Origin of the sequence: Streptomyces sp. NRRL S-455, assembly GCF_000717875.1 — a bacterium.
In the GTDB taxonomy this organism is placed as follows: domain Bacteria; phylum Actinomycetota; class Actinomycetes; order Streptomycetales; family Streptomycetaceae; genus Streptomyces.
In genome coordinates this window covers 1-14629 of record NZ_JOCT01000051.1, presented here as the reverse complement: position 1 = coordinate 14629, position 14629 = coordinate 1, and the positions used below count along the sequence as shown (strand labels likewise).

General features: G+C 69.3%; 8 protein-coding genes and 1 pseudogene. 6 read left to right on the top strand and 3 right to left on the bottom strand.

Annotation, left to right across the window (positions count from 1 at the left end):
• The 3 genes and pseudogenes from IE97_RS0137550 to IE97_RS0137540 all read right to left on the bottom strand — a co-directional run.
• The coding region (locus IE97_RS0137550; RefSeq protein ID WP_199809857.1) for a PHB depolymerase family esterase at positions 1-1054 on the bottom strand (1054 nt) is incomplete at its 3' end.
• A 155-nt stretch (positions 1055-1209) separates the two neighbouring features.
• A pseudogene (locus tag IE97_RS39005) lies at positions 1210-2571 on the bottom strand (arabinofuranosidase catalytic domain-containing protein).
• 71 nt (positions 2572-2642) lie between these two features.
• Positions 2643-6197 carry a ThuA domain-containing protein gene (locus tag IE97_RS0137540; RefSeq protein WP_030251954.1) on the bottom strand — a complete coding sequence of 1185 codons (3555 nt, stop codon included), beginning with the start codon at positions 6195-6197 and terminating at the stop codon, positions 2643-2645.
• Positions 6198-6729: 532 nt separating this feature from the next.
• Here IE97_RS0137540 and IE97_RS0137535 point away from each other — a divergent pair.
• The 6 genes from IE97_RS0137535 to IE97_RS0137510 all read left to right on the top strand — a co-directional run.
• Positions 6730-8241, top strand: coding sequence for a sugar ABC transporter ATP-binding protein (locus IE97_RS0137535; protein ID WP_030251951.1), 1512 nt, complete (start codon positions 6730-6732; stop codon positions 8239-8241).
• The gene (locus IE97_RS0137530) at positions 8238-9209 is read left to right on the top strand and encodes an ABC transporter permease (protein ID WP_030251947.1); all 972 of its coding nucleotides are present in this window, start codon (positions 8238-8240) and stop codon (positions 9207-9209) included. The genes IE97_RS0137535 and IE97_RS0137530 overlap by 4 nt, the downstream gene beginning before the upstream one ends.
• Position 9210: 1 nt before the next feature.
• Positions 9211-10182: an ABC transporter permease gene (locus IE97_RS0137525; protein ID WP_030251943.1), complete on the top strand. Its 972-nt coding sequence runs from the start codon at positions 9211-9213 to the stop codon at positions 10180-10182.
• 22 nt (positions 10183-10204) lie between these two features.
• Positions 10205-11377, top strand: a complete 1173-nt coding sequence (locus IE97_RS0137520) for an ABC transporter substrate-binding protein (RefSeq protein WP_030251940.1) — start codon at positions 10205-10207, stop codon at positions 11375-11377.
• Between the two features lie 4 nt (positions 11378-11381).
• A complete protein-coding gene (locus tag IE97_RS0137515) occupies positions 11382-12263 on the top strand; it encodes a sugar phosphate isomerase/epimerase family protein (RefSeq protein WP_030251935.1) in 882 nt (293 codons plus the stop codon).
• A gap of 151 nt (positions 12264-12414) precedes the next feature.
• A partial coding sequence (locus IE97_RS0137510) for a ricin-type beta-trefoil lectin domain protein (RefSeq protein ID WP_037845401.1) occupies positions 12415-14629 on the top strand: 2215 nt, incomplete at its 3' end.

Below are 14629 nucleotides of genomic sequence, written 5' to 3'. Positions count from 1 at the left end.
GGCCGGCTGCGCCGGTGCAGTCCCAGAGTTGGGTCTGGGTGCCGTTGGTGGTGCCGGCGCCGGGGACGGTCAGGCAGCGGCCGGACTGCGCGCCCACGATCTGCTGACCCGTGGGCGGCGGCGGGGTGGTGGGCGGCGTGGCGTCGAGGCCGAAGAAGCGGATGGTTTCCGCGGACTCGTCCGGCAGACCGTGCCCCCGGCCCTGCAGGCTGATCGCCTCGACCGGCGCGGCGCCGCCCGTACCGCCGTACCGGGTGCGGGTGTAGCCGGCCTTCGGCGAGTCGGTGAACACGGGCGTCTGGCTGAGGCCGTGCACGTTCGTCCACTGCTCGACCTGCTCCCCGAAGTTGGGGTACCGCAGGATGTCGTCGTTGGTGCCGTGCCAGATCTGCATCCGGGGCCGCGGCCCGGTGTACCCCGGGTAGGCGTTGCGTACCAGGTCACCCCACTGCTGCGGGGTCTTAGTGATCCGCCCCTGGGCGCAGTCGGAGTTCCACTCCGAGCCGTTGGTCGTGGCGAAGCAGGCGAACGGTACGCCGGCGATCGAGGCACCCGCGGCGATCACGTCCGGATAGAGGCCGAGCAGGACGTTGGTCATCATCGCCCCGGACGACTCACCGACGGCGAAGACCCTGGCGGGATCCACGGGGTACCGCTGCTTCACGTAGTCGACCATCGACATGATCCCGACCGGGTCACTGCCTCCGCCGCGCCGCAGTGCCTGAGGCGACGCGACGTCCCAGCACTTGCTGCTGCGCGTCACCGACGGGTAGATCACGATGTAGCCGTACCGGTCCGCCAGCGAGGCGTACGGCCTTCCGTTGTGGAAGGCCGGGCCGCTTCCCCCGCAGTAGTGCGAGGCGATCACGACGGGGGGCCGCGCCGCCAGGCGGTCCGGCACGTACAGGTACATGCGCAGGTTCGTCGGGTTGGTGCCGAAGTTGGTGACCTCGACGAGCGTGGCAGCGGCTGCCGGCGACGCGACCGCCGGCCCTCCGAGCGACGCCACCGCGATGGCGAGCACCGCGGCGACCGCCATGAAGATCCGTCTCATCTCTGAGCTCCTCGGTAATCGGCAGGACCACGCTGATGGAAGTGGTGCGCCCGGTTCGCCGGGAAGGGAGTGAAGGCGGCACGTGATGTCACGTACCGCCTTCACCCGTCCGCCCATGCTCGCGTCCGGCGCTGGTTGGCGCAGGACGGAGCGACTCAGCGGTAGCCGGCGGCGATGATGTTGGCTTGTACCGCGTTCTCGGTTGCGTCGGACGGGTAACCGGACACCATCGCGCCCTCGTAGAAGGTGCCGGCGCTGAGGTTCGCGCCGCCGCCGGGCTTGCAGCAGTCACCACCGCTGCCGAGGATGATGGCGCCCTGCTTCTTCATGGGGCTGTAGCCGGGCGGAAGCGCGCCGTCCCAGAGCGTGGTCAGGCTTCCGGCCTGGGCGTTCCCACCCTTGAGCGCGAAACGGCTCGTCCCGTTGTTCTTCAACATCGCCGTCACGAACTTGCTGGTGAACGCCCGCTGGTTCGGGTTCCAGGTCTGACTGCCACCGGAGTAGAGCCCCCATTCGAGGTCGGCCTGGACCCAGGGGCCCCTGCCGGCGCACCCGCCGAACCAGCACTGGGTGCTGAAATTGATGGCGTCCATCGCTCCGGCCGCGTCGGCCGCTCGGGTCGTCTCGCTGTTGCCGTAGTCGAAGCAGCAGCCGCCGTTGACATGGGTGCCGCTGGTCACCATGTACATGCCTTCAGGGGCGCTGCCGGTCGGCACGCCGGTCAGGTGGCCGTCCCGCCAATAGCTGTTGCCGGGGTTGATGTAGAGCGAGTAGGCCTTGCTGCCGCCGACCGCCAGTGACTCGGACGTCGCGATCGCCGGGCGGCTCTGGGGGGAGCCGGGAACCACACTCGATCCCTGGTACCACAGGTCGTTCCCGCGGCCGGACTGGTCGTAGATGACGGTGATGACACAGGTGGTCCCCGCGCAGAACGAGTCCTGCGCCGTCGCGTCGGCGGTGCCACCGGCGCCCAGGACGCCGATGTTCCGGGTCGTGCTGTCGGACGAGCGCCGGACCTGGTAGAGGTTGCCGTTGTAGGTGCCGTAGAGCGCTCGTACGGTGCTGTGGGCGGCGATGCAGGGGGTGCCGCCCGAGGCGTAGATGTCGCACGTGCCCGCGCCGCCCGTTGGCGTCCAGGCACAGTCCGGACTGGACGCCGGTGATGGTGCCGTCGGGGTTGACGTTCCACTGCTGGTTGTTCTGGCCGTTGCAGTCCCAGATGACGACGGCGGTGCCGTTGGTGGTGCCGCGTCCGCTGGCGTCGAGGCACTTGTTTCCGTGGACGGTCAGTGGCCGGCTGCGCCGGTGCAGTCCCAGAGTTGGGTCTGGGTGCCGTTGGTGGTGCCGGCGCCGGGGACGGTCAGGCAGCGGCCGGACTGCGCGCCCACGACGGGGGCGCTCTGCCCGGGCTCGATCGGTGCCGCCACCGCGGTGGCGGCACCGGCAACGAGCACCAGGACGGTGCCCAGCGCAGCCAGCCGTCCGTACCGGCGGGGCCGAGGTATCCGAAACACCATGGCGGTTCCTCACCTGTTCGTAGGGAGGGATGCCCGGCGCGCGACCGCGCCGGGCATCCCGTCAGGACGGGCTATACGGCGGTGAACCGCCACTGTTGGTTGGTGCCGCCGTGGCAGCTCCATTGCAGGAGTCGTGCGCCGTCGGCCGTCGAGCCGCCGTTGACGTCGACGCACAGTCCACTGGGGAGGCTTTTCACCGTGTACACGCCCACCGTGGTGGTCGGTGTGACGAGGAACTTCTGCGGGTCGCTGTTGTTGCAAGTGGACTGCTGCAGGAACGCGCCCTGGGCGGTGGACCCGCCCGTGACGGCGAGGCACTTGTCGCTGTGCACCGCCTTCAGGTGGACGGCGCCGCCACCGGCGTCGACGGCCTGCCATTTCTGGTTGTTGCCGCCGGTGGCCGGCCACTGGACGATCTGGGCGCCGTCAGCGGTCGAGGCGTCGCTGACGTCCATGAATTTGCCGCTGTGCTGCGCTGCGACCGTCCAGGTCCGACCGGCCACGCCGCCACCGCCGCCACTGCCCGGTTCGCCGACCCCGTTGCCGCCGAAGATGAGCGAGTCGAGGTCGAACCAGTTGTTCGAGGTGCCCTTGAACACCAGGTAGAGCCGGTGCGAGCCGGCGAGATCGGCGGTGTTCACCGCCGGCGTGGACTGGTAGTCGTTCCAGCCGCCGGTGCTGGGCACCGGTGTCGTGGCCAGGAGTGTGCCGGTCGGGGAGTCGGCGCGCAGTTCGATCGATCCGCCGCCGCTCGGCGACGACAGGCGGTAGCGCACGCTCGTGATGCCCGACAGGCTCATCGGGTCGAACGCGATCCAGTCGTTGTCGGAGATGTCGCCGACCCGCTTGCCGCTCTCCGCGCCGGCCTGCTCGACGACCCGCACACCCGACTGGTCCGTGTAGAACTCGGCCTGCTTGTGCTTGGGCTGGAGGATCGCGTGAGCGTAGCCGGTGAGCGGGTTCGCACCCCCGGGGCCGCCGCCGTCGGTGTAGCGGGCGTTGAGGACGTAGTACAGGTTGGCGCCGTCAGGGTGCCCGCCGAGCACCTTCGTGTCGATGGTGCCCGAGCACCCCGGGTAGTCCGTGGTCTCATGCTGGTGGTCGTCATGGCCGAGGGCGGGGTTGACGAACACCTTGCTGCAGTCGATGGGCGCGCCGCCGGGGTCCGAGACGGACACCTTGTACGGGACGCGGTCGCCGAAGTCCAGCATGCCGCCGTTGGGCGGAATCGTGATGGTGACCTTCGGTGCGGTGTTGCCCACGGTGATCGGCACGTTGGCGAAGGCCGTCCTGCCGGTGTTGTCGGTGACCTTGAGCTGGGCGGTGTAGTTGCCGTTGGCGGTGTAGGTGTGTGACGGGTTGGCCGCCGTGGACGTGGTGCCGTCGCCGAACGTCCAGTGGTAGCTGAGCGTGCTGCCGGGATCCGGGTCCGTGGACCCCGCGCTGCTGAACTGCACGTTCAGTGGCGCGTCCCCGTTGGTGGGCGTTCCGGTGGCTTTGGCGATCGGCGACCGTCCGCCGTGGTTGTAGTCGATGCGGTAGAGCCCCGAGTCGTTGTTGCCACCGCCGAAGTTGGTGCCCCACTCGAGCAGGTACAGCGAGCCGTCGGGCCCGAACTCCATGTCCATCGGCTTGAGGAACTTGGCGGCGGGCATGAAGGGGTTGGTCCGGGTGACGGCGGTCGCGGAGTCGAAGTGGACCTCCTTGACGGTGTGGCGCGACCACTCGTAGAAGAAGTGGACCCCGTCGTAGTAGGGCGGGAACTTCGTCTCGGACGGGTTCGCGGCGTTGTAGCGGTAGACCGGGCCGCCCATCGGCCCCGAGCCGCCGGAGCCGAGTTCGGGGAAGTTCGGTGAGACGCCGTAGCCGTACCACATGTTCGGCGCGACGATCGGCTTGAGGCTGGTCAGGCCGGTGTTGTTCGGTGAGTTGTTGACCGGCGCGTTGCAGTTGAACTTGGGGCCGACGACGCGGGTGTCCGGGTTGTAGGGCGCGTAGGCCTGGTTGTCGCCGTGGCAGAAGGGCCAGCCGTAGTTGCCCGGGGACTTGATGACATTGAGTTCGACGAGCCCTTCGGGGCCGCGGTTCGTCGCGGGCGGGTTCCGGTCCGGGCCGTAGTCGGCGAGGTAGACCCAGCCGTTCTCCGGGTCGATCGAGAAGCGGAACGGGTTGCGGAAGCCCATCGCGTAGATCTCCGGCCGGGTCTGCGCCGTGCCCTGCGGGTAGAGGTTGCCGGCCGGGACGGTGTAGCCGCCGCCCGCCGACGGCCGGATGCGCAGGAGCTTGCCCCTCAGGTCGTTGGTGTTGCCGGCGGTGCGGGCGGCGTCGAGGTTGGCCTTGCCCGGCCGCCAGTCCAGCGGGGCGTAGCCCTGCCAGTTGGAGTCGAGGTTCGGCGGGACGTCGTCCCCGGTGCCGATGTAGAGGTTCTTGTCGGGGCCGAACTCGATGTACCCGCCCGTGTGTCCGGGCTCGGCGAACGTGCGGTCCCGGGTCGCGGGGATGTCGATGATCGTCACCTGGCTCGACAGGTTCAGGGTGTCGCCGGTGAGCGTGAACCGGGAGACCCGGTTGATGTCGTTCGGGACTCCGGCCGGGGAGTGATACAGGTATACGTAGCCGTTGTCGGCGAAGTCGGGGTCGAGCGCCAGTCCGGTGAGGCCGTCCTCGCCGCCGGTGTAGACGCTGAGCGTGCCGGCTGTCACAGTTCTGTTCGTGGTCGGTTTGAAGATCTTCACCTGCCCGCCCCGCTGGACGTAGAGCACCCGCCCGTCCGGGGCGACCGCGAGGGCCATCGGGTCCGCGGTGTTGTCGTCGAGGGTGCGCTTCTCGAAGTTGCTCCACACGGTGCCGCCGCAGTCGCCGGGCTCCTTGCCGGCCGCCCACTTGACGCCCCCGAGGACGTGGTTGCGGAAATGGGTCTCGCTGTAGGCCGCGCTGCTGTGCCCCATGGCGGTGGCCCACACGCGGCCGCCACCGCTGTTGCGGCACCAGGAGATGGGGTGGTCCGGCCCCATGGCGCGCGGGCCCGGGTTGTACGTGCGCTCGTCCGCGGTGACCAGGACATGGACGTCGCCGCGGGGGTTGCGGTCGAAGTTGTACCACTCCTCGCTGCGGTTCCAACGGTCAGGCAGGCCGGCCGTCGACGGGTGCTTCTTGTCCGCGACGATGGCGGTGCCGGGCAGCACGCCGGGGGAGTGTTCCGGCATGTGTGCGCCGCCGTTGATGGTCTGGTCCCACCACGGGTACTCGTTCTCGACGCCCATGTCTGTGGCGTTGTGGATCGCGACGATGCCCTTGCCACTGGCGAGGTAGCCCTCCACCGCCTGGCGTTGGGCCGCCGTGGTCCACACCATTCCCGAGGTCTGGAACATGATGAGCACGTCGAAGGTCGCGAGGTTTGCCGGGGTGAAAACGCTCGAGTCCTCGCTGTGGACCAACTCGAAGTCGTTGGCCGCCGCCTGCTCCCGGAACATCGACAGGCCGGCCGGGATCGAATCGTGCCGGTAACCGGCCGTCTTCGTGAAGAGCAGGGCTCGAAAGGCCGGCGCCGCTGACGCCGGTTGGGCGACGACGAGCGACAGGAGCACGCTCGCGATCGCCCCGAAGATAACGATGATGCGACGCAATGCCGTCTCCTATTTCGGCGGAGCAACGATGGCATGACCACGGGCACGCGTCGGCCGCACCTGAAGATGCGCCGGAGTGCCCGAGCGCGTCGTAGGCACGCGTGTGCCGTCAGTTCGTCGTCCCGTCCGCCGTGACGGGCAGTCAAGTCCCTACGGAAGCAAGGGGAGTCACACCAGATGCGACCGTCTCCCGTGGTCTGCCGGCCAGCATGCAGCGGGGTATCGCAACAGTCAATATGAATCGGGTGCGGCCGATTCCATAACACTTTTTGCGCATCAATCGTTGTGGTTCGGCGCGCGACTGTCGTCAGGCCGATTCCATAACACATTTTGCGCATCAGTCGTCGTGACTTGGCGCGCGACCGTGGACGGGCCGATTCGATAACAGATTTTGGCATATCAATCGCTGATGTCTGCTGGTATTGCCAGGCACTCATCCAGGCATTTACCCTCGGGGCCGCGATGTCGCCATCGCGTCCGGCGAAAGTTCGCGGCTATTCGACCTGACGACGCGAATGCAGAGGTTCCCACGATGTCTGGCCTGCTGCCGTCTCCGCTGCTCGCTCTGCGAGGCATCGGCAAGTCGTTCCTCGGCGTGCGGGTGCTCGACGGCGTCGACCTCCAGGTCCGGCCCGGCGAGGTGCACGCGGTCGTCGGCGAGAACGGCGCCGGCAAGTCCACGCTCATGAAGGTGGTGTCCGGCGTCCACCAGCCCGACGAGGGAACGGTTGAGTTCGAGGGCGCACCGCGGACGTTCCGCAGCCCGCGTGAGGCCCGACAGGCCGGTATCGGCATCGTCTACCAGGAGCTGACCCTGCTGCCCGAGCGCACCGTCGCGGAGAACGTCTGTCTGGGCCGCGAGCCCCTGCGCCGCGGGCTCGTCGACCGTAGGGCGATGCTCAGCCACACCGCGGGGCTCCTCGCCTCGATCGGGGAGGGCTCGTTACCGCCCGACACGCGCGTGGGACGACTCGGCGTGGCGCAACAACAGGTGGTCGAGATCGTCAAGGCGCTCGCCCTCAACGCGCAGCTGCTCATCATGGACGAGCCCACCGCGGCTCTCGCCGACCACGAAGTCGACCAGCTCTACGCGCTCGTACGGCGGCTGCAGGAGAACGGGATAGGCGTGCTGTACGTCTCGCACCGCCTCAAGGAGGTCTTCGACCTGTCCAGCCGGATCACCGTGCTCAAGGACGGCCGGGCGGTGGCCACCTTGGACACCGCGGACACCAGCGCCGATCAGCTGGTGCGCCACATGGTCGGCCGCGAGCTCTCGAGCTACTACCCCGCCCCGGCGAAGCCGCAGGAGCTGGGCCCGGTGCGGCTGACTGTCCGGGGCGGAGGAAACCGGAAGCTGCGCGGCATCGACCTACGGCTGCGCGCCGGCGAGGTGCTCGGCGTCGGCGGCCTGCAGGGCTCCGGCCGGTCGGCGTTGGCCCGCGCACTGTTCGGCGCCGCACCGTTCAGCACCGGCCAGGTGACCCTCGACGGAGCGCCGGTCCGGCTGCGCTCGCCCCGCGCCGCGATACGGGCCGGTATCGCCTACGTCTCCGAGGACCGCAAGGGCGAGGGGATCGTCGCCGACCAGTCGGTGCTCGACAACGCGCTGTTGGCCGGCCGCGCCGTCCGTCCGGGCCCGGTCGGCCGCGGTGCCCGGACCGCGCGGGTCCGGGAGCTGCTCGCGGCCGTCGAGCTTCGCGCTGCGGGGGAGGACCAGGAGATCCGTTTCCTGTCCGGGGGAAACCAGCAGAAGGTCGTGTTGGCCAGGTGGCTCGCGCTCGCCCCGAGGATCCTGCTCTTCGACGAGCCGACCCGGGGTATCGACGTGGGCGCCAAGTCGGCGATCCACGATCTCGTCCGCCGGCTGGCCCGCGACGGCGCCGCCGTGCTGATGGTCTCGTCCGAGCTGCCCGAGCTGCTCGGCATGAGCGACCGGATCATCGTCATGCGCGACGGCCGGATCGCCGGCGAGCTGCCCGCCGGCGCGACAGAGGAGGATGTCGTCGCCCTGGCGGTCGGCACCGTGGGGGAGGCGGCCGGATGAGCGGCGCGCTGTCCCCGCCGGCCCGATGGACCCCGCCCGGCGTGTTCGTCGCCCTGGTCCTCACCCTGGCGATCGGCTGGCTCATCGTCACGGTCGACGGCGGCCGGCTGTTCAGCGTGCCGACGACGGTGAGCCTGCTGCACGTCGCCGCCGGTCTGGGCCTCGTCGCGGTCGGCCAGACGCTGGTCGTCGTCGGGGGCTCGCTGGATCTGTCCGTGGCGTACGTGGTCAGCCTGAGCACCCTCGTCGCCGCCGAGACCATGGCCGGTGACGACGGTGCGCTGCTGCCGGGGATCGGCCTGACGCTCGCCGTCAGCGCCACGATCGGCCTCGTCAACGGATTGCTCGTCACCACAGTGCGGATCAACCCCTTCATCGCGACCGTCGGTGTCGGACTGCTGCTGAAGGGATACCTCGACAACGGATACGACGGCCCGGCCGGCAAGACCGCACCCGCCCTGGTGCAGGGCCTGGGGTACCAGCGCATCGGCCCGGTGCCGCTGTCGTTCCTGCTGCTCCTCGCCGTCGCCGCCGCGGCCTGGTTCGTGCTGGCGCGCACCCGCCTCGGCCACCACCTGATCGCCGTGGGCGGTGACCCGGAGGTCGCCCGGCTCTCCGGCGTGCGGAACAGCCGGGTCCTCGTCACCGCCCATGTGCTGTGCGCCCTCTGCGCCGGCCTCGCCGGGATCTACCTCGCCAGTCGTCTCGGCGCCGGCGCACCGAGGGTCGGCACCGAGGGACTGTACGACCTGGAGTCGATCGCCGCGGTGGTGCTCGGCGGCACCGCCCTGGCCGGCGGGCGCGGCGGCGTTGTCGGCACGGTCGGCGGCGTTCTGCTGCTCGCGAGCATCGACGCCGTCTTCAACCAGCTCGAGGTCGACGTGTTCTTCAAGCAGGTGATCCGCGGCGTGATCATCATCGCGGCGGTCGCCGTCTACGCCCGCCGGGCGATGCGAAAGGCGTCATAGCATGCAGATCGCGCGCCCACCGCGGCTCCTTGAGTTCCGCTCCGGCGGTCTCGCACCGATCCTCGTGATCCTGGCGGTGTTGCTGGTTCTGCTGACCGCCCGCCAACCGGACTTCCTCTCGCCGCCGTCGCTGATGTCGTTCCTCGGCCGCTCCGCGCCGGTCGTCCTGCTCGCCGCCGGCCAGTACTTCGTGATCGTCTCCGGCGAGTTGGACCTGTCCGTCGGCTCCCTGGTCACCGCGCAGGTGGTCATCGCCGCCCGGCTGATCGACGGCGATCCGTCGGCCGGCTGGCCTGTCGTCGTGCTCCTGCTCGCGTTCGGCGTCGCCGTCGGGCTCGTCAACGGCCTCGTCACCACCCGGCTGCGGGTGCCGTCGTTCATCACGACCCTCGGGATGTTCCTGATCCTCGTCGGTGCCGTGTACCTGTGGTCCGACGGTGCCCCGAAGGGCGGCCTCTCCGAGGAGTTCCGCCGGCTCGGCCGGTCGGCGTTCGAGGACGTGCCCGCGCTGGGCCGGATACCGTACGCCCTCATCATCTTGCTGGCGGCGGCCGCTCTCGCGCTGGTGCTGACGCGTTCGGACTTCGGCCGCACCCTGGTCGCGGTCGGCGGCAACCCGCGGACCGCCGAGCTGAGCGGCGTGCGCGTGTGGCGCGCCAAGACCATGGCGTTCGTCCTCAGTGGAGTCGCCGCCACGCTCGCCGCGGTCCTGATCGGCGGGTACAGCGGAGTGTCGTTCCAGGCCGGTGCCGGCCTCGAGTTCGGCGCGATCACCGCGGCGGTCCTCGGCGGTGTCGCTCTGGGCGGGGGCCGCGGTTCGGTCGTCGGCGCGATGCTGGGCGCGCTGACCCTCGAGACGCTCTTCACGCTCATGAACTTCTACGGCGTCTCCGGCGCCCTCGAACCGACCGTCCAGGGCGCGATCATCCTGCTCGCCGTGGCGGCGGCGTCCTTCCGTTTCCCGTCCAGATGAAGGGGATTCAGTGAGGCATTCCATGACGGTGCTGACCGTGAGCGCCTTACTGGTGCTGGCCGGCTGCTCCACCGACGAGCCCACGACCGGCGCAACCGGTTCGCCCTCCGCAAGCACCGGGTCGGGCACCGGGGAGCAGTCGAAGTTCTTCGTGCGGGCCGACTACGACGAGCAGCTCGCGCTCCTGGACGCCGCGCCCACCGGGCCGGCCGGCAAGCCCTGGGAACAGGCGCTCAACCCGACGATGGTGCAGACCGCGAAGTTCAAGAAGCCCGGACCGTACAAGATCTGCTTCTCCAACGCCGGGCTGAACAACCCCTGGCGCCAGGTCGGTTTCAAGACCATGCGGGCCGAGGTGGACACGCACCGCGGCCGGATCTCCGAGTTCGTCCACGTCGATGCCGAAGGCAAGGACCAGAAGCAGATCGCCGACATCAACGACCTGCTCGGCAAGGGCTGCCACGCGCTCATCGTCTCGCCGAACACCACCGCGACGCTCACCCCGGCCGTGGAGGCCGCCTGCCGGAAGGGCCTGCCGGTCATCGTCTTCGACCGCGGCGTCGACACGACCTGCCCGGCGACGTTCATCAACCCGATCGGCGGCTACGGATTCGGCCACGTCGCGGCGGAGTTCGTCACCCGGAAGATGACGCGGGGCGGCAAGGTGCTCGCGCTGCGCATCCTGCCCGGCGTCGATGTGCTGGAGACCCGTTGGTCCGCGGCGAAGGTCGCCTTCGACAAGGCGGGCGTCGACGTCGTCGGCGTCGAGTTCACCGACGGCGACCCGGCCAGGACCAAGAAGATCGTCAACGACTACATCCAGCGGTACGGCACGATCGACGGCGTCTGGATGGACGCCGGGGCGGTCGCGGGCGCGGCGGTCGAGGCGTTCGAGGACGCCGGCAAGCCCGTACCGCCGATCAGCGGCGAGGACCAGCTCGACTTCCTGAAGCTGTGGAAGGACAAGAAGCTCACGGCGATCGCCCCGACCTACCCGACCTACCAGTGGCGCACCCCGGTCATCGCCGCGCTGAAGATCCTCGACGGCGAGCAGGTGCCGAACCCGTGGAAGCTGCCACAGCCGACCATCACCCAGGACAACCTGGACGAGTACGTCGACCCCACCATGCCGCCGCTGCACTACGCGATGTGCGGCTGCACCGACCTGCCCGGTTACCCGCGGCGCTGGAAGTAGTGCGGTGTACACCATCGGTGTCAACCCGTGGGTCTGGGCCTCGCCGGTCGACGACGCGGCCATGGCCGAACTGGTGCCGCGCATCGCCGCGTTCGGTTTCGACGCGGTCGAGCTGCCGATCGAGCAACCCGGCGACTGGGACCCGGCCCGCACCCGGGACCTGCTGGCGGCGCACGGCCTGCGCGCGGTCGGCGTCTGTGCGGTCACCTCGCCCGGACGTGATCTCGTGAACGCGCCGCCGGAGGCCGTCGCCTCCACCGTGGCGTACCTGAAGGCGTGTGTGGACAGTGCGGTGGCCGTCGGCGCGCCCTGCGTCGGCGGCCCGGTCTACGCCGCGGTGGGGCGGACCTGGCGCATGTCACCGGTGGAGCGCGCGGCCTGCTACGCGGACGTCCGCCGTGCCCTGCGGCCAGTGGCCGACCACGCGGGGGAGCGGGGCGTGAGCATCGGCGTGGAGGCCCTCAACCGCTATGAGACGAGCGTCGTCAACACGGTCGAGCAGGCGGTGGAGCTGATCGACGGCCTGCCCGCGAACGTCGGTCTCATGATCGACACCTATCACATGAACATCGAGGAGGCCGATCCCTACGAGGCGCTCGTCACGGCTGGTCCGCACCTCAAGCACGTCCAGGTCAGCGGCACCGACCGCGGCACCCCGGGCGCCGACCACTTCGACTGGCCACGCTTCCTCGCCGGCCTGGCCACGACCGGCTACGGCGGCGCGGTGTGCATCGAGTCGTTCACCGCTCAGAACGAGGCCATCGCCACCGCCGCCTCGATCTGGCGGCCGCTTGCCCCGTCGCAGGACACCCTCGCCCGTGACGGGCTGTCCTACCTCCGAACTGTCCTCCGTGGACTGGAAAACGCTCCCTTGACCGGGTCATAGGGGTCGCGCCCGCACGCCGAGTACCCCGGTCGCGCCGTCATCCCCTTCTGCCCGGGAACCCCCACAAGGAGAAAAGGTGTTCACAACGCTCAGGATACGAAGGCGGCTGCTGGCCGGAGCCGCCACAGCCGGCCTGACCGCGACCGCCGTCATGGCGTTCCCCGCGCCCGCGTCCGCAGCCCCCCTCACTCTGTATGTCTCGCCGTCCGGCACCGGCACCGACTGTTCCAGCGCGCAGCCGTGCTCACTGACAGCCGCGCAGGCGGCGGTGCGGTCGCTCAACGACGCCATGTCGGACGACATCGTGGTGCAGTTGGCCGACGGTGTGTACCGGCTGGCCCAACCCTTGCGGCTGACGGCGGAGGACTCCGGCTCAGGCGGTCACACGGTCGTGTGGCGGGCCGCCCCGTCGGCGCGTCCGGTGATCACCGGTGCCCGGGCGGTCACCGGCTGGTCGGTGGCCGACGCGGCCAAGAACATCTGGAAGGCCGACGTGCCCGCCGGCCTCGATACCCGGCAGCTCTATGTCGACGGCGCCGTCGCCACCCGGGCACGCACACAGGTGAACAGGGCGGATTTCACGGCCTCCAGCGCCGGAATGAGGTTCTCGAGCGGTGCGCTGAGCTATCTGAACAACCTGGCCGACCAGAGCCGGGTCGAGGTGGAGAGCGTCAACTCCTTCACCGACCGGTACTCGCCGGTGCAGAGCATCAGTGCGAACTTCATCACGATGCAGCAGCCGGCGTGGAACAACAACAACTTCGGCTACGACACCCTGATGCGGCCGCACCGGGCCGGTCCGTTCTACCTGTCCAACGCGTACGAGTTCCTGGACTCGCCCGGCGAGTGGTACCTCAACCCCACGGCCGGAGCCCTGTACTACATCCCCCGGGCCGGGCAGAACATGAGCACCGCCAGCGTGGAACTGCCGAGGCTGCAGTCGCTGGTGAGCGTCGGGGGCACGTACGGCGAGCCGGCGCACCACGTCACGTTCAGCGGGATCACCTTCACCGGTACGAGCTGGCTGGGCCCCAGCAGCAACCAGGGTTACGTAGACCAGCAGACCGGCGCGTACATCTCCGGCAACTGGAGCTGGCCGAGCTTCGACTCCTGCCACAACGGCTGCACGCAGTTCGAGGCGGCCCGGCCGCACTGGCAGCAGATGCCGGCCGCCGTGCAGATCTCCGCCGCCAACACCATCACCTTCAGCGACTCCCGGTTCGTCAACCTGGGCCAGACGGCCATCGGCATCGGCAACGACGCGGGCGCGCACGCCAGCGGCGTCGGCCTGGGTGCCCGCGGCATCACGGTGACCCGGTCGGAGATCGCCCGGAGCTCAGCCGGCGGCATCCTCGTGGGCGGCGTGCGCGCCGACGCCCACCACCCCAGCGACCAGCGCATGGTCAACAGGGACATCACGATCAGCAACAACCGTATCCACGACCTCGGAGCGGACTACCGGGGCATCGTCTCCGTCCTGACCACGTACGTCACCAACAGCACCGTCGCCCAGAACGAGGTCTACAACATGCCGTACTCCGGCATGTCGATCGGGTACGGCTGGGGCGCCAACGACGCGGGCGGCAGCAACCACTATGCCAACCGGGGCCTGTACAACTACCAGCCGCGCTACACGACGCCGACCACCGCGTCCAACAACCGGCTCATCGGCAACTACATCCACGATGTGATGCAGCAGATGAACGACGGTGGCTGCATCTACACGCTCGGATGGAACCCGAGCGCGCAGATCAGCCGGAACCACTGCCTGCGGACCAACGGACACTTCGGGGTGTACTTCGACGAGGGCTCGAAGTACTACACGGCCAGCAACAATGTCTTCTCGAACACCGGTACGTGGGCGACGGCCAACTACTGGGGTGGCGAGAACATGGGGAACTGGACCGTCACCAACAACTGGTCGACCAACGGCAGCACGAACGTGACCAACGGGGACCGAGGCAACGTGGTCTCCGGCAATGTCACGGTCACCAATGGCAACTGGCCTTCCGGTGCCCAGGACGTGATGGCGTCGGCCGGACCGCAGGGCACCACCCCACCGCCCACGGGTCAGCGGATCGTGGGCGCGCAGTCCGGCCGCTGCCTGACCGTCTCCGGCGCCACCAACGGCACCCAGACCCAACTGTGGGACTGCACCGGCGCAGCCGGACAGACCTGGACCTACACCGCAGACAAACAACTGACCGTCCACGGCGACAAGTGCCTCGACGCCAGCGGACGCGGCACCACCAACGGCACCGCCGTCATCATCTGGGACTGCAACGGCCAGAACAACCAGCAGTGGAACGTCAACCCCGACGGCACCATCACCGGCGTCCAGTCCGGACTGTGCCTGGACGCCAACG

Coding starts and splice junctions, on each gene's coding strand:
- IE97_RS0137520 (WP_030251940.1), top strand. CDS start 10,205: ATGACGGTGCTGACCGTGAGCGCCTTACTGGTGCTGGCCGGCTGCTCC.
- IE97_RS0137535 (WP_030251951.1), top strand. CDS start 6,730: ATGTCTGGCCTGCTGCCGTCTCCGCTGCTCGCTCTGCGAGGCATCGGC.
- IE97_RS0137530 (WP_030251947.1), top strand. CDS start 8,238: ATGAGCGGCGCGCTGTCCCCGCCGGCCCGATGGACCCCGCCCGGCGTG.
- IE97_RS0137525 (WP_030251943.1), top strand. CDS start 9,211: ATGCAGATCGCGCGCCCACCGCGGCTCCTTGAGTTCCGCTCCGGCGGT.